At 70.9% G+C, this 15151-nt stretch carries 15 protein-coding genes; 6 read left to right on the forward strand and 9 right to left on the reverse strand.

Going from position 1 to position 15151, the window contains the following annotated elements:
- Positions 1–25: 25 nt before the first annotated feature.
- Positions 26–2758: a phosphoenolpyruvate carboxylase gene (ppc, locus tag KUF83_RS01310; protein WP_217452610.1), complete on the reverse strand. Its 2733-nt coding sequence runs from the start codon at positions 2756–2758 to the stop codon at positions 26–28.
- Between the two features lie 297 nt (positions 2759–3055).
- Here ppc and KUF83_RS01315 point away from each other — a divergent pair, with 297 nt between their 5' ends.
- From KUF83_RS01315 to KUF83_RS01330, 4 genes are all read left to right on the forward strand, one after another.
- A complete protein-coding gene (locus tag KUF83_RS01315) occupies positions 3056–4066 on the forward strand; it encodes a fatty acid desaturase (protein ID WP_217452611.1) in 1011 nt (336 codons plus the stop codon).
- Positions 4063–4734 carry a TetR/AcrR family transcriptional regulator gene (locus KUF83_RS01320; protein WP_217452612.1) on the forward strand — a complete coding sequence of 224 codons (672 nt, stop codon included), beginning with the start codon at positions 4063–4065 and terminating at the stop codon, positions 4732–4734. Before KUF83_RS01315 ends, KUF83_RS01320 begins: the two co-directional genes overlap by 4 nt.
- Positions 4735–4831: 97 nt before the next feature.
- A complete protein-coding gene (locus tag KUF83_RS01325; RefSeq protein ID WP_217452613.1) occupies positions 4832–5086 on the forward strand; it encodes a type II toxin-antitoxin system Phd/YefM family antitoxin in 255 nt (84 codons plus the stop codon).
- Entirely contained in the window at positions 5083–5334 is a 252-nt protein-coding gene (locus KUF83_RS01330) for a type II toxin-antitoxin system RelE/ParE family toxin (protein WP_217452614.1), read from the forward strand. The genes KUF83_RS01325 and KUF83_RS01330 overlap by 4 nt, the downstream gene beginning before the upstream one ends.
- Here KUF83_RS01330 and KUF83_RS01335 read toward each other — a convergent pair.
- Both KUF83_RS01335 and KUF83_RS01340 read right to left on the reverse strand, forming a co-directional pair.
- Positions 5309–5692, reverse strand: a complete 384-nt coding sequence (locus tag KUF83_RS01335) for a VOC family protein (RefSeq protein WP_217452615.1) — start codon at positions 5690–5692, stop codon at positions 5309–5311. The genes KUF83_RS01330 and KUF83_RS01335 overlap by 26 nt on opposite strands.
- A gap of 4 nt (positions 5693–5696) precedes the next feature.
- Positions 5697–6512: a trans-aconitate 2-methyltransferase gene (locus KUF83_RS01340; protein ID WP_217452662.1), complete on the reverse strand. Its 816-nt coding sequence runs from the start codon at positions 6510–6512 to the stop codon at positions 5697–5699.
- 155 nt (positions 6513–6667) lie between these two features.
- On the opposite strand from KUF83_RS01340, the gene KUF83_RS01345 reads away from it, so the two are divergent.
- Positions 6668–7165: a MarR family winged helix-turn-helix transcriptional regulator gene (locus tag KUF83_RS01345; RefSeq protein ID WP_189775043.1), complete on the forward strand. Its 498-nt coding sequence runs from the start codon at positions 6668–6670 to the stop codon at positions 7163–7165.
- Here KUF83_RS01345 and KUF83_RS01350 read toward each other — a convergent pair.
- Positions 7124–7891, reverse strand: coding sequence for a response regulator transcription factor (locus tag KUF83_RS01350; protein WP_217452616.1), 768 nt, complete (start codon positions 7889–7891; stop codon positions 7124–7126). The genes KUF83_RS01345 and KUF83_RS01350 overlap by 42 nt on opposite strands.
- A 261-nt stretch (positions 7892–8152) precedes the next feature.
- Between KUF83_RS01350 and KUF83_RS01355 the strand changes: the two genes are divergently transcribed.
- Positions 8153–8608: a GNAT family N-acetyltransferase gene (locus KUF83_RS01355; protein WP_217452663.1), complete on the forward strand. Its 456-nt coding sequence runs from the start codon at positions 8153–8155 to the stop codon at positions 8606–8608.
- A 41-nt stretch (positions 8609–8649) separates the two neighbouring features.
- Here the strand turns inward: KUF83_RS01355 and galK are convergent, their stop codons facing one another.
- The 5 genes from galK to KUF83_RS01380 all read right to left on the reverse strand — a co-directional run bounded on the left by galK (position 8650) and on the right by KUF83_RS01380 (position 15106).
- The gene (galK, locus tag KUF83_RS01360) at positions 8650–9870 is read right to left on the reverse strand and encodes a galactokinase (protein ID WP_217452617.1); all 1221 of its coding nucleotides are present in this window, start codon (positions 9868–9870) and stop codon (positions 8650–8652) included.
- Positions 9813–10802 (reverse strand): UDP-glucose 4-epimerase GalE, encoded by a 990-nt coding sequence (gene galE, locus KUF83_RS01365; RefSeq protein WP_217452618.1) that lies wholly within the window; start codon positions 10800–10802, stop codon positions 9813–9815. The genes galK and galE overlap by 58 nt, the downstream gene beginning before the upstream one ends.
- On the reverse strand, positions 10799–11860 hold the full coding sequence (galT, locus tag KUF83_RS01370; protein WP_217452619.1) for a galactose-1-phosphate uridylyltransferase: 1062 nt from the start codon (positions 11858–11860) through the stop codon (positions 10799–10801). Before galT ends, galE begins: the two co-directional genes overlap by 4 nt.
- Before the next feature lie 439 nt (positions 11861–12299).
- Positions 12300–13010 carry a response regulator transcription factor gene (locus tag KUF83_RS01375; protein ID WP_217452620.1) on the reverse strand — a complete coding sequence of 237 codons (711 nt, stop codon included), beginning with the start codon at positions 13008–13010 and terminating at the stop codon, positions 12300–12302.
- A 254-nt stretch (positions 13011–13264) separates the two neighbouring features.
- Positions 13265–15106 (reverse strand): PQQ-binding-like beta-propeller repeat protein, encoded by a 1842-nt coding sequence (locus tag KUF83_RS01380; RefSeq protein ID WP_217452621.1) that lies wholly within the window; start codon positions 15104–15106, stop codon positions 13265–13267.
- Positions 15107–15151 lie beyond the last annotated feature (45 nt).

Genomic DNA, 15151 nt, shown 5'->3' on the forward strand with positions numbered 1-15151 from the left:
CCTTCGTGTGCCGTGGCGGTGCGGGTCAGCCGGTGTTGCGCAGGCCCGCCGCCACGCCGTTGACGGTGAGGAGCAGGGCCCGGGACAGCAGCGGGTCCGGCTCGGAGCCGGCCGCGGCGGCGTCGCGCTGGCGCTTGAGGAGGGCGACCTGGAGGTAGGAGATCGGGTCCAGGTAGGCGTCGCGGATGGTGAAGGTCTGCTTGAGCACCGGGTGGGCGTCGAGGAGTTCGGCCTCACCGGTGATGCGCAGCACCTCGCGGACGGTCAGCTCATGCTCGGCCTCGATGGTGGCGAAGACGTGCTGGAGCTCCTCGGGGACGAGGGTCTCGACGTAGTGGCGGGCGATCCTGAGATCGGTCTTGGCGAGCGTCATCTCGACGTTGGAGATGAAGTTGCGGAAGAAGTGCCACTGCTCGTGCATCTCGTCCAGGACGCTGTCGAGACCGGCCTCGCGCAGTGCCTTGAGGCCGGAGCCGACGCCGAACCAGCCGGGCACGATCTGCCGCGACTGGGTCCAGCCGAAGACCCACGGGATGGCGCGCAGGCCGTCGAGCGAGACGCCCGAGCCGGGGCGGCGGGAGGGCCGCGAGCCCAGGTGCAGGTCGGCGAGCTGGTCGACCGGCGTGGAGGCGAGGAAGTACGTCGGCAGGTCGGGGTCCTCGACCAGGCGGCGGTAGGCGGCCTCGGCCGACTCGGAGACGACGTCCATGGCGGCGTCCCAGCGGGCGAGTGCCTCGTCGGACTGGCGCGGTGCGGTGTGCAGCGCGGAGGCCTGGAGGGTGGCCGCGACGGTCAGTTCCAGGTTCTCCCGGGCCAGGGACGGCACGAGGTACTTGTCGGAGATGACCTCGCCCTGTTCGGTGACCTTGATCTCGCCCTCCAGGGTGCCCCAGGGCTGGGCGAGGATCGCGTCGTGCGAGGGGCCGCCGCCGCGGCCGACGGTGCCGCCGCGGCCGTGGAAGAGCCGCAGCCGTACGCCGTACCGGTGGGCGACGTCGCGCAGGCGGCGCTGGGCCCGGTGGATCTCCCACTGCGAGGTGGTGATGCCGCCGAACTTCGAGGAGTCGGAGTAGCCGAGCATGACCTCCTGCACGTCTCCGCGCAGCGCCACGAGCCGCCGGTAGGACGGGTCGGACAGCATGTCCTCGAGGATGGTGTCGGCGGCCTTGAGCTCGTCGGTCGTCTCCAGGAGCGGCACGATGCCGATCTTCGCCCAGCCGGCGTGCAGGTCGAGGAGTCCGGCCTCGCGGGCCAGCACGGCGGCGGCGAACACGTCGTCGGCGCCCTGGCACATCGAGATGATGTACGACTCGATCACCTCGGGTCCGAAGACCCGGAGCGCCTTCTTGACCGTCTCGAAGACGCCGAGGGTCTTCTGTCCTGCCGCGTCCAGGGGGGCCGGGGCCGGCGCGAGGGGCCGGCGGGAGCGCAGTTCCTTGGCGAGCAGCTTGTGGCGGTACTCGCGGGGCATGTCCTCGTAGCGCCAGGACTCCTCGCCGAGGCGGTCGAAGAGCTGCCCGAGGGCGTGGTGGTGGGCGTCCGCGTGTTCCCGTACGTCCATGGTGGCGAGCTGCAGGCCGAAGGCGGCGAGGGTGCGGATCGTGCGGTTCATGCGGCCGTCGGCGAACAGGGCGCCGCGGTGCTCGCGCAGTGAGGACTGGATGAGGGTGAGGTCCTGCAGCAGCTCGGCGGTGCCGAGGTAGTCGCGGCCGTCCTCGTGGGCGGTCCCCCGGGCCAGGCGCTGCTTGGTGTTCTCCAGCTTCTGCCGGATGCAGGTGGCCTTGAGGCGGTAGGGCTCCTCGGCGTTGAGGCGCTTGTAGCGGGGGCTGATCTCGGGCAGCCGCTCCAGGTCGGCCCGGAGGGAGGCGAGCAGCTCTTCGGTGGCGCCGGTGTAGCGGATCGAGTTCGACAGGAAGCCGCGCAGCTCGTCGATCAGTTCCAGCGCGTCGTTGATGCCGTGTTCGTGCTGGAGGATCAGGACGTCCCAGGTGACCTGGGGTGTCACGTTCGGGTTGCCGTCGCGGTCGCCGCCGATCCAGGTGCCGAAGGTGAGGGGCCGGGTCTCGTCGGGGAGCCGGACGCCCACGCGCTCCAGTTCGGCGGTGAGGTCCTCCAGGACGTCCCCGACGGCGCCGGCGTGCAGCTCGTCGAGGTAGTAGATGGCGTTGCGGGCCTCGTCGGCCGGTTCGGGGCGCACGACCCGCAGCTCGTCCGTCTGCCAGACGAGGTCGATGTTCTCGGCCAGACGGGTGTCGTACCGGCGCCGGTCGGCTTCGATGACCGGGGTCTCCAGCAGGGCGGCGATGCGGCGCAGCTTGTTGAGGACGGAGCGCCTGGCCGCCTCGGTGGGGTGCGCGGTGAAGACCGGGCGGACGTTGAGGTGCTGCACGGTCGCGCGCAGGTGCTCGGGGTCGGCGTCCTTCAGGCGGTCCGCCGTACGGGCGAGGAGTCCGCCCTCGGCGGCGCGTCTGGCGCGCAGCTCGCGGCCGCGGTGCACCTGTTCGGTGACGTTGGCCAGGTGGAAGTAGGTGGAGAAGGCGCGGACCAGCTTGGCCGCGGTCTCCAGTTCGGTCCCGCGCAGCAGCTCGGCGGCGGCCTCGCCGTCCTCGCGGGTGAGGCGGCGGACCTTCTCGACCAGTTCGAGGAGTTCGGGTCCCTCCTGGCGTACGAGGGTCTCGCCCAGCAGATCGCCCAGGCGGCGGATGTCGGCGCGCAGCTCACTGCTGGTGGTCGTGGTCCGGTCGTCGGCACTGCTCACAGGTGCGGCTCCTTGCAGTGTTGAAGCTCGTCTGGAGGGGAACCCGTCGGCCCGAGGCGGCGAGTGCCGCATCAGCGGCTGGGCATCCGGGAATGAAACAGAGCGGACCGCGCTGTCCGACCGAGACCAAGGATAGGTGTCCGTGCGGACGCGCAGTTTCTGGGGCTCTTGCCCCCGGGCGGCGCGCTGCCATACTTACGATGCCGTAGGTTACGGACCCGTAGGTGCTGTTTTCGGCTACCCACGGGTGCGATTACCGGCCACTCTCTCAACCCTCGACCCCACAGGGGACGCCCCATGACCACGAGTTCCGATGTGATCGATGACGCCCCGAAGGCGCACGACGACTCCGCGCTCACCTCCGCCACGCTGGGCGGCGAGAAGAAGCGTTCGATCGAGCAGATCACCCTTCTCCTCTTCATCACCGTCCCGTTCCTGGCTGTCCTCGCGGCGGTTCCGCTGGCCTGGGGCTGGGGTGTGAGCTGGCTGGACCTCGGCCTGCTGGTGTTCTTCTACTACCTGGGCTGCCACGGCATCACGATCGGTTTCCACCGGTATTTCACGCACGGCGCCTTCAAGGCGAAGCGTCCGCTGCGCATCGCCCTGGCGATCGCCGGTTCGATGGCAGTCGAGGGGCCCTTGGTCCGCTGGGTGGCCGACCACCGCAAGCACCACAAGTTCTCCGACGCTGAGGGCGACCCCCACTCGCCGTGGCGTTTCGGTGAGACGGTGCCGGCCCTGATGAAGGGCCTGTGGTGGGCGCACATCGCCTGGATGTTCGACGAGGAGCAGACGCCACAGGAGAAGTACGCGCCGGACCTGATCAAGGACCGGACGATCCGTGCGATCTCGCGCCAGTTCCTCCTGTGGGCGGGGCTCTCCCTCATGCTGCCGGCGCTGATCGGCGGCCTGGTGACGATGTCCTGGTGGGGTGCGTTCACGGGCTTCTTCTGGGGCTCGCTCGTGCGCGTGGCGCTGCTGCACCATGTGACCTGGTCGATCAACTCGATCTGCCACGCGGTCGGCAAGCGCCCCTTCAAGTCGCGTGACCGTTCGGGCAACGTGTGGTGGCTGGCGGTGCTGTCCTGCGGCGAGTCGTGGCACAACCTGCACCACGCGGATCCGACGTCGGCGCGGCACGGTGTGGAGCGCGGGCAGGTGGACTCCTCGGCCCGGCTCATCCGCTGGTTCGAGAAGCTCGGCTGGGCGTACGACGTGCGCTGGCCGTCACGCTCGCGTATCGATTCCCGTCGCAACCCGGACGGGAAGGGCGCCCGACGCAAGGCGGAGGCCGCCGACGCGGCATGATTGACGGCGTGGCCGACTCCAGCACACCCAGCAATGAAAAGCCGCGGCGCGTCCGCCGCACCCGGATGACCGGTGCGGAGCGGCGGGCCCAGTTGCTGGAGATCGGCCGCACCCTCTTCGCCCAGAAGGGCTTCGAGGCGACGTCGGTGGAGGAGATCGCGGCGAAGGCGGGCGTCTCCAAGCCGGTCGTGTACGAGCACTTCGGCGGCAAGGAGGGGCTGTACGCGGTGGTGGTGGACCGTGAGATGCGGCGCCTGCTGGACGGGGTGACGAGCTCACTGACGGCAGGGCACCCGCGTGAGCTCTGCGAGCAGGCGGCCTTCGCCCTCCTCGACTACATCGAGGAGTACACGGACGGTTTCCGCATCCTGGTCCGCGACTCCCCGATCCCCCAGTCCACAGGCTCCTTCGCCTCCCTGATCTCGGACATCGCGACGCAGGTGGAGGACATCCTGGGCCGCGAGTTCAAGCGCCGCGGTTTCGACCCGAAGCTCGCGCCGCTGTACGCCCAGGCCCTGGTCGGCATGGTCGCGCTGACCGGCCAGTGGTGGCTGGACGTCCGCCGCCCGAAGAAGGCGGAGGTGGCCGCCCATCTGGTGAACCTGGCGTGGCACGGCCTGGACGGCCTGGAGGCGAAGCCGCGGCTGATAGGCCGCCGGAAGGCCTAGCAGGCGCTACGGCGGGAATGTGCGGGTCCGCGCACCTTCCCACCGAAAGAGTTAAACCAAGAGAGCGCAAGGTCAACCTTGTGGTACCAATGCGTCCATGACTGAGATTGCGATCAGCGCTGCCCGTTCCCAGCTCGGCGACCTCGTCCGGCGCGCGGCGCACGGCCGCGAGACCATCGCCCTCACCGATCACGGCCATGTGGCCGCGCTCCTGATCTCGCCCCAGGTCATAGAGGATCTCGAAGACGCACTCGCGGTCGCCGACTACCAGCGGCGCAAGGCCGAGGGGACGCTTGGACCCGGCATCCCCATGGCGGAGGTACGCAAGCAGCTGGGGCTCGAACAGCAGTGACCTACGAGATCAGCTTCGAGCCGCATGCCCTCAACTCCGCAGCCAGGTTCCTCAAGGAGGACCCCAGCGGCCTCGCCCTTCTCCTGGACACCATCGACAAGCTGGCTGACGATCCTCGTCCGGCAGGTTCGACTCCATACGGCTCTCCCGACCTCCGCCGCCTGCACATCGGCGACTACCGGGTTCTGTACGTCATCGACGACGACGTGATCCGCATCCTCATCACCCACCTGGGCCGCACGCCCTGAGGCCCGGCTCCAGGAACTCCAGCCGGTTGCCCACGGGGTCCTCGGAGTAGAAGCGGCGGTGCCCCGGGAGCCCACCGTCCCAGGTCACGGCCGCTCCACATGCGGTGAGGCGGGCCGCGTACGCCTCGATGCCCGTGACCCGCAGCCCCGGGTGGGCCTTCTTCGCGGGACGGAAGTCCCGCTCGATTCCCAGGTGCAACCGGACCTCCCCCGCCTCGAACCAGCAGCCCCCGCGCGCCGCGAGCACCGGCGGCTTGGGGACCTCCGTCATGCCGAGGGCGTCGGCGTAGTACGTGCGCAGAGCGCCCTCGGAGCCCGGCGGGGCGGCGAGCTGGACATGGTCGACGGCAGCGAGCATGGCGTCACGCGGTCTTCCGCGCGACCGCGAACAGGCGGCGGAACGGGAGGACCGTGCCGTACGGGGCCGCCGGGTAGGCCGTGCGGAGCAGGTCGCGGTACTCGGCGGTGAAGACGTCCGCGGCCTCCGGGTCGTCGGCGAGGGCCGTGAGGACGGGACGCATCCCGGTGCCCTTGGACCAGTCGAGGACCGCGTCGTCGCCCCGCAGGAGCTGCATGTACGTCGTCTCCCACACGTCCACCTCGCAGCCGAGGCGCGCCAGCCGGTCCAGGTAGACGAGCGGGGCGTGGACCGAGTCCTCGCGGCGGAGGACTCCGGTCAGGCGGTCCTTCCACCGGGCGGACGTGGCGAGTTCACGCATCAGGGCGTGCAGGGGCGCGTCGATGTTGTTCGGGACCTGGAAGGCGAAGGTCCCGCCGGGGGCCAGCGCGTCGAGCCAGCCGGGCAGGGCGTCCAGATGCCCCGGCACCCACTGCAGCGCCGCGTTGGAGACGATCAGGTCGTACGTTTCCGTGGGCACCCAGTCCGTGAGGTCCGCGTGGGCGAAGTCCAGCTGTCCGCCGCCGGCCGTGGGGCCCGCGTACTCGTCCGTCCGGGCCAGCATCTGCGGGGAGTTGTCGTATCCGGTGATGTGCGCGCTCGGCCGGCGGCCGGCGAGCTGGACGGTGACGTTGCCGGGGCCGCAGCCCAGGTCGGCGATGCGGGCCGGGTCGCCGGGCAGGGCGGGGACGCGGTCGAGCAGCTCGGCGAAGGGTCGGGCGCGGTGCTCCGCGTGACGCAGGTACTGGCCCGGATCCCAGGTGGGAGTGGTGGCGGGCATCGGGTCCTCCTCGAGGTCGCGGTCCCGGCGGCGGCCACCGGGGAGGCGGGCGGGCGCCGGCCGGGATGCGTCCACCCTCACACCGTAACTCTCTCGACGTCAAGAGACTTCACGTCAAGAGACTTCATGTCGACACAACCACTACACTGATCGTCATGGAGGACGAGGTCGATCGGCTGGTCGCTGCGTGGCGCCGGGAGCGCCCTGACCTCGACGTGGAACCGCTCGAGGTGCTCAGCCGCGTGAGCAGGCTCGCCCGGCATCTGGACCGCGCGCGGCGGATCGCGTTCGCCGAGCACGCCCTGGAGCCCTGGGAGTTCGACGTGCTCACCTCGCTGCGGCGGGCGGGAGCCCCCTACCAGCTCTCTCCCGGTCAGCTCCTCACCCAGACCCTCGTCACCTCGGGCACGATGACGAACCGTATCGACCGGCTCGCGAAGAAGGGCCTGGTCGAGCGGCTTCCCGACCCCAGTGACCGGCGGGGCGTGCTCGTGCGCCTCACCGAGGAGGGCCGCGACCGCGCAGACCAGGCGCTCGCCGGACTCCTCGACCAGGAGCGGGCGATCCTCGCGGAACTGAGCCGCGCCCAGCGCGGCGAACTGGCCGGTCTGCTACGCCAGTTGACCGCCCCGTTCGACAACATCCCGGGTTAGGTCGACCGGGCCGACCCCGGCACGGCGGGCCAGCGCCACGGCCGCCAGCGTCGAGTGCACGCCCAGCTTCCCCAGCACGTTCTGCATGTGGGTGCGGACCGTGTGCGGGGAGAGGAACAGCCGCTCGGCGACGGCCTTGCGCCCGAGTCCGGCCACCATGCAGCGCAGCACCTCACGCTCGCGCGGCGTCAGCGACTCCACGAGCCGCTCGCTCTCGGTGCGGTGCTTGCGGGCGGCGGTCAGTTCACGCAGGACGCCGGTGAGCAGGGCGGGCGGCAGGTGCGTCTCGTCCCGCAGCACGCCCCGGATGACGGTCAGCAGCCGGGACAGCGAACAGTCCTTGGCGACCCAGCCCGAGGCGCCCGCCTGCAGGGCGAGTGCCGCCCGGCGCGAATCGTCCTTCTCGGCGAGCACGACGGTACGGACGCCGGGCTGGCCCGAACGGACGCCCGCCACCAGCGAGATGCCGTCGACCAGGCCTTCTTCGTTGCTGTCGTGCACGGGCACGGCGGGGCGGGCGCCCGGCACGTTGCCGCCGAGGTCGGCGTCGACGAGCAGCACGTCGAATCTGCGGCCTTCCGCGACCGCCCGCTCCAGGCAGCGCAGCGCGGCGGGGCCGCTGCCGGCCGCGGAGACGTCGACGTCGGGCTCCGCCGCCAGGGCGGCTGCGAGCGACTCGGCGAAGATACGGTGGTCGTCGACGACCAGGACACGGATGCGAACCACTGAAACCCCCACTGGTCGGGGGACGGACCGTCGCGGGTACGGCGCCCGAGGTGATCCCGAGCCTCCTGTCGACTCGGAAAACGGGGTACCGCACAGTCCGCACGGCCGCCGCCGTGCTGGAACTGCTACCCCCACTCCGGGCGTCGTACCCGACTGTCTCGCCCCCTGAGCAGCACCGGCCCCCACCGGTGCTGCTCATCAGAGTACGGCTGGGCGCCGGGAGCGGAAGGTGATTTGCAGAACTGATTGGCCAGCGCGTTTATGGTGGGCCGTATGTTTCGTATTGAGACAGAAGTCGACAAAGAGCGTAGCCGATTCCTGCGATCACGGCTGCGGGAGGGCAATACGGCCGCTTCTCCCGTGCTGCGTTCGCTGCGCGGAACGCCTGGTGAACGGGAAGTTCCGCTCCAGGTCTGGGCGTTGGAGGACGACGACCGGGTCGCCGGTGGGCTGGTCGGGCACACCTGGGCGACGTGGCTTCATGTCGCCTACCTCTGGGTCGACGAACGCCATCGCGGGTCCGGGCTCGGGGCGCGTCTGCTGTCCCGGGCGGAGGATCTGGCGCACTCGTCACGGGGTTGCCGGGCCGCGCGCCTGGAGACGTGGGACTTCCAGGCGCCGGACTTCTACCGCAAACAGGGCTACGAGGTGGTGTGCGTGGTCCCCGACTATCCGCCGGGGATCACGGAGTACACGCTGACGAAGCGGCTGCCCTGAGACCGACGGGCTGAACCTGAGACCGACGGGGGGTCGGACGGTCAGGCCACCCGCCGGGCCCCCGCGGACGGCACCGCGGGGAACACCCGCGGCGCGGTGTACCCCGCCGCGGCGAACGCCTCCTCGACCGCCTTGGTGACCGTGTCCGCGTCCGCGGCCTCGACCAGCACGACCGCCGAGCCCCCGAAACCGCCGCCCGTCATACGGGCCCCGAGAGCTCCGGCCTGGTTCGCCGTGGAGACGACGAGGTCCAGCTCCGGGCACGAGATGCGCAGGTCGTCGCGCAGCGAGGCGTGGCCGGCCGTCAGGACGGGCCCGATCGCGCGGACGTCGCCCGCGTCGAGGAGCGCGATGACCTCCTCGACCCTGTGGTCGTCCGAGACCACGTGCCGCACGTACCGCCGTACCCGCTCGTCCGAGAGACGGGCGAGGGCCGCGTCGAGGTCCTCGTGGGGAAGGTCCCGCAGGAAGGGGACGCCGAGCTGTCGCGCGCCCTCCTCGCAGCCCTCCCGCCGCTCCGCGTACGCGCCGTCGCCCAGCGCGTGCTTCACCCGGCTGTCGACGACCAGCAGTTGCAGCCCCTGCGCCGGCAGGTCGAACGGGACCTGCCGGATCGACAGGTCGCGGCAGTCGAGGTGCAGGGCGTTGCCCTCCGTGCAGCAGGCGGACGCCGTCTGGTCCATGACCCCGCAGGGCACGCCCACGAAGTCGTTCTCCGCGCGCTGCGCGACGCGGGCCAGCTCGGGTCCGGTGAGCCCGAGGCCGAACAGGTCCGTCAGGGCCAGGGCCGTGACCACCTCCAGCGCCGCCGAGGAGGACAGGCCGGCGCCCGTCGGGACCGTCGACGCGAGGTGGATGTCCGCGCCGGTGACGGCGTGGCCCGCCTCGCGCAGGACCCACACGACACCCGCGGGGTAGGCCGCCCAGCTCGTGTTCGTCAGGGGCGCCAGCTCGTCGACGTGCAGTTCGACGACGGGGCCCTCGATGTCCGCCGAGTGGATGCGCAGGACGCCGTCGTCGCGTCGTGAGACCGCCGCGACCGCGGTGTGCGGCAGCGCGAGCGGCAGGACGAAGCCCTCGTTGAAGTCGGTGTACTCGCCGATCAGGTTGACCCGGCCGGGGGCCGCCCAGATCCCGTCGGGGGCCGTCCCGTACAGCTTCTCGAAGCCGTCACGGACCTGCTGCTCCACCTGTTCTGCCGCCACTACTGCTCCTTCGAGTTCGCGGTGTTCTGCTGCGCGACGTGCTGTGCGAACTCCCATGCGTCCGCGACGATTCCCGCGAGGTCCGCGCGGGACGGGTTCCAGCCGAGGCGCTCGCGGGCCGTGGCCGCGGAGGCGACGAGGACCGCCGGGTCGCCGGCCCTGCGCGGAGCCGCGACCTCGGGGATCGCGTGCCCGGTCACCTTGCGGACCGTCTCGACGACCTCGCGGACCGAGAAGCCGTTGCCGTTGCCGAGGTTGCAGATCAGGTGCTCGCCCGGCTGCGCGGCGGCGACCGCCAGCAGGTGCGCCTCCGCGAGGTCGGCCACGTGGATGTAGTCGCGGACGCAGGTGCCGTCCGGCGTCGGGTAGTCGTCGCCGTAGACGGAGATGGCGTCGCGGCGGCCCTGGGCGACCTGGAGGACGAGCGGGATGAGGTGCGACTCGGGGTCGTGCCGCTCACCGCAGGAGCCGTACGCGCCCGCCACGTTGAAGTAGCGCAGCGAGACGGCGGCCAGGCCGTGCGCGGCCGCCTCACCCGTGATCATGTGGTCGACGGCGAGCTTCGAGGCCCCGTAGGGGTTCGTCGGGGACGTCGGCGCGGTCTCGACGATCGGGGTCGTCTCCGGCTCGCCGTACGTCGCCGCCGTGGAGGAGAAGACCAGCTTGCGGACGCCCGTCTCGCGCATGGCGGCGAGCAGTGCCATCGTGCCGCCGACGTTGTTGTCCCAGTACTTCTCGGGCTTCACGACCGACTCGCCGACCTGCGAGAACGCGGCGAAGTGCAGCACGGCGTCGAAGGAGTCGTCCAGCCACTTGGCGGCGTCGCGGATGTCGCCCTCGACGAACGAGGCGCCCGCCGGGACGCCCTCGCGGAATCCGGTGGAGAGGTTGTCGAGGACGGTCACCTCGTGGCCCGCCTCCAGCAGGTGCTGGGCGACCACACTGCCCACATAGCCCGCACCGCCGGTGACCAGGTACTTCCCGCTCATGAACTCGCTACCTCTCGCAGTCGCTGGGCCGCGGACTCCGGCGGCACGTCGTTGATGAACACACTCATGCCGGACTCGGAACCCGCGAGGAACTTCAGCTTGCCGGACGTACGGCGGATGGTGAAAAGCTCGAGGTGGAGGGCGAAGTCCTCACGCACCACACCGTCGAACTCCTCCAGCGTGCCGAACGGCGCCTGGTGCCAGGCCGAGATGTACGGCGTCGGAGGCTCACCTTCGCCGAAGATCCGGTCGAAGCGCCTCAACAGTTCCAGATAGACCTTGGGGAACTCTGTGCGCGCGTCCTCGTCGAGGCCCAGCAGGTCCGCGACCCGGCGGCGCGGGTAGAGGTGCACCTCGTACGGCCAGTGCGCGGTGTACGGCACGAAGGCCACCCAGTGCTCGGTCTCCAGCACGACCCGCTCGCCGGCCAGCTCCCGCTCCAGCACGGCGTCGAAGAGGTTCTCCCCGCCCGTGGCCTCCTTGTGCGCCGCCAGCGAGCGGAGCATCAGGGCCGTCCGCGGCGTGGTGAAGGGGTACGCGTAGATCTGGCCGTGCGGGTGGCCGAGGGTCACGCCGATCTCGGCGCCGCGGTTCTCGAAGCAGAACACCTGCTCCACGGAGGGGAGGTTGGACAGCTCGGCCGTGCGGTCGGTCCACGCCTCCAGGACCAGGCCCGCCTGCTCCTCGGTGAGACCGGCGAAGGAGACGTCGTGGTCCGAGGTGAAGCAGACGACCTCGCACCGGCCGGAGTCCCCGGCCAGCGACGGGAAGCGGTTCTCGAACACCGCCACGTCGTACGAGGAGTCCGGGATCTCGCTGAGGCGGTCGCCCTCGGAGGGGCACAGCGGGCACTCGTCCGCCGGCGGGTGGTAGGTGCGGCCCTGCCGGTGCGAGGCGATGGCCACCGCGTCACCGAGGAGCGGGTCGCGCCGTACCTCCGAGGTGGTGACCGTCCGGTCGAGCGGGCGCCGGTCCACCGCGTCGCGCACCGTGTCGTCGCGCGAGTCGTAGTAGATGAGCTCGCGACCGTCGGCCAGCCGGGTCGAGGTCTTCTTCACGCCGGACTCCCCATCCGTACCCGATCAAACCAACAAACAGAACCGAACACATCAAACCACAAATCCCCACGCCCGTCATCACCACAACCAAACAAAGAACACCACATGGGGTGGGTGGGGGTGTCGCGGTCTCCAGGGATCATCGCGAGGGTCGCCGGGACCACCGCTTCCGGCGCCGGCCGCGTGGACCGGGGCATGTCGGCAACGGTCGCAGGCATGCCGGGTCGGGTCGGAGCCCGACGCCGACCGGCCGAAGCGGGCACCACCGAACGGCGAACGAACAGCGCGAGGCCCCGCGGCCCGTGTCGGAGCACGCCTAAAGGTCGCCCAAAGGCGAGCGAGCGATCGCCCGCACCCTACGCCCGTCCGTTGCACCCGCCCCGTACACCCACCCCGTACGCCCGTCCCGCGGTGAACGGTCCACGCGGGGCGGCGTGCGCTAGGCCTCCTGCCCCGGCCCCGCTTCGGGCGCCGCGTGCGAAGGCACCGGGCCCGCCCGGTCGAGCAGGCCGGTCCGGGCCGCCAGCGCGGCGGCCTCCAGCCGGGACCCGACGCCCAGCTTCATCAGTACGCGCTGCACGTGGGTGCGCGCGGTGCTGGGAGCTATGCCCATGCCCGCCGCGATGAGCCGGGTGTCCTCGCCGTCGGCCACCCTCACCAGTACCTCCACCTCCCGCGGCGTCAGCATCTGGAGCAGCCGCTGGCCCTCGTCGTCGGGCTGCGCGGCCGGGTTGAGAAGCTCGCTGAAGGCACCCTGCAGGAGCTGGGGCGCCACGGCCGCCTCCCCCGCGCGGGCCTTCATGATGGCCCGCTCGACCCCTTCTATCCGCTCGTCGTGCCGTACGTAACCGGAGGCACCGGCGGCGAACGCGGCGGCGATGCCCCGCGGGTTGGGCACCGGCCCGAGGACCAGCACCGCGACCTGAGGCCGCTCCCGCTTGATCTTCACGATCGGATCGAATATGCCCGGTTCGGCGGGCGAAGCCGTGCCCAGCAGGCACACCTCCGGCGCCCTGGTGATCACCAGCTCCGCCGCCCCCGCGGCGGGCGCGGCCGCTGCCAGCACCCGGTGCCCGCGCAGCTTCAGGGCCGAGGCCAGCGCCTCGGCGAGCAGTCGGTGGTCGTCGACCACCATGAGCCGCACTCCCATCGAGCCCAACCCCCCAGTCCCCCCACGGTTCCCCACTGGAAACCCCATGGAATCGGAGCCCCCCGGCTCTCCATCCCCCGGAAGCTACACGCTTGTTCGACGTTGCGCTTCCCCTACTGGAGAGAAGTGCCCCGGATTACCGAAATTCCTCGCATTCGCGAGTGATGGGGGGTACGAGAACGACTCCGCCCCTGAGCAGGGACGGAGCCGTGATCGACGGACGAACGCCTGATCGGCGCGCGCCTCGGGCGGGACTACCGGGCGCCGAACCCGATCGCCGCGTAGTCCTTCTCGTCGGCGGAGTACGGGGCGCTGATCAGATCCTCGGCCATGAAGAGCCGGCCGCCGGTGTACCGCATCTCCGAGGACTTCGGCACCATGCCGCTGATGGCGCTGCGGACCTGGTCGGTGGCCGGGGTCTCCAGGAGCTTGGTCTCCTTGAAGGACTTGCCGTCGATGGAGACGACCTGCGAACCCTTGTCGTAGGGGCCGTTCTTGTACGCGATGACGTTGCTGCCGTCCATCCGGATCGGGAAGATCTCGTAGCCCTCGCCGGCGTCGGCCCGGTCGCTCGTGGGCTTGCCCGTGGCCAGCGAGAAGGACACGATCTCGTTGACCCTGCTGTACTGCTTGGCGCCCTCGTGCTGCTTGGTCGGCACGTACAGCTTGTCGTTGCCGACCGCGATGGCCTTGCAGTCGTGGACGGCGTTCACACCGCAGTCGTGCTCGTACTTGCCGTCCTCCAGCGTGATCTTCGCGCGCAGCTTGCCGCTGTCGTCCAGCGAGAAGACGTCCGTCGCGCCGGACGCGGTGATCTCGCCCGAGTCCACGCCGAAGACGACCGGCTTGGTGGAGATGACCTTGGCGTTGTCGATGCCGTCGGGGAGCTTGTAGCTCCACTTGACGGTGCCCGACTTCGGGTCCAGCTTCTGGACCTCGTACTTCTCGTTGCCGTAGTCACCGCACTTGCGGACGGCGACCAGCTGCTCGCCGCCGGCGTAGCCGACGTCCTCGCAGCTGCCGACCTTCGGCTGCCACAGGATCTTGCCGTTGCTGATGTCGAAGGCGGCGCCGCCGTTGAGGCCGGAGCCCGCCGCGACGGTCGTGCCGGTGATGCTGACTTCCTTGAAGGCCGTCTTCTCACCGCCGCCCGGAGCGACGGACTTCGTCCAGAGCTCCTTGCCGGTGTCCAGGTCGAAGGCGGTGACCTCGGTGCAGTCCGGGTACGGGTTGGCCTTGGTGCGCTTGGCGTCCTCGGCGACCACCACGGCGACGCCGTCCTTGGTGATCTCGGGGGACCCGGCGCAGGTCAGACCGGAGAGCGGCAGCGTCCAGGACTCCTTGCCGCTGTCCGGGTCGTAGCCGACGACCTCGCTGACGCCCGACTTGGCGTACACCTTGTCCGTCAGCCAGGAGCCCGCGACGCTCCAGACGTCCTTCTTGGGGACCTCGGCCGCCGGGACCTGGAAGAGGACCTTGGCGCTGGTGCTGGACGGCACCTTCTCCGTGCCGCCGCCTCCGCCGGCCTCCTCGCCTCCGTCGCTGTCGTTCTTGCCCTCGGTGCCGCCGGGGCCCGCGGACGTGTCCTTGTCGTCGCCCTTGTCGGACGACTTCGCGTACATGACGCCGCCGCCGACGATGAGCGCGATCGCCACGACGGCCGCGACGATGATGGCCGCCTGGGCGTTGAGCTTCCGCTTGCCCTGCGGAGCCTGTGGCTGCATCGGCATGGTGCTCGGCTGCGGGTAGCCGTACGGGGGCTGCTGCCCCGGATAGCCGTAGCCGGGCTGAGTGGGCTGCTGACCCGGGTAGCCGTAGCCGGGCTGGGCCGGCGGCTGCTGCGGAGCCCCGGGGCCCTGCGGATATCCGTACGGCTGCTGCGGCGGGCCGGCCGGCGCGGCCGGGGGCGGTGTCTGGGGCGCCTGCGGCGGGGCCTGCGGATAGCCGTAGCCCGGCTGCGGCTGCTGCGGGGGCCCGGCGGGCGGACCGGGCGGTGGTGTGGGCGGGCCGAACCCGCCCGGAGGCGGGTCCTGCGGGGCGCCGAAACCGCCTCCCTGGGGCGGCTGGTTGGGCGGCGGGGGCGGCGGCTGGCTCATGGCGTGAGTACCTCGGATGCGAAGGGGACGGAGGTCGGATGGGCG

The sequence above is a fragment of the Streptomyces sp. BV286 genome (genome assembly GCF_019090165.1).
Lineage (GTDB): Bacteria > Actinomycetota > Actinomycetes > Streptomycetales > Streptomycetaceae > Streptomyces.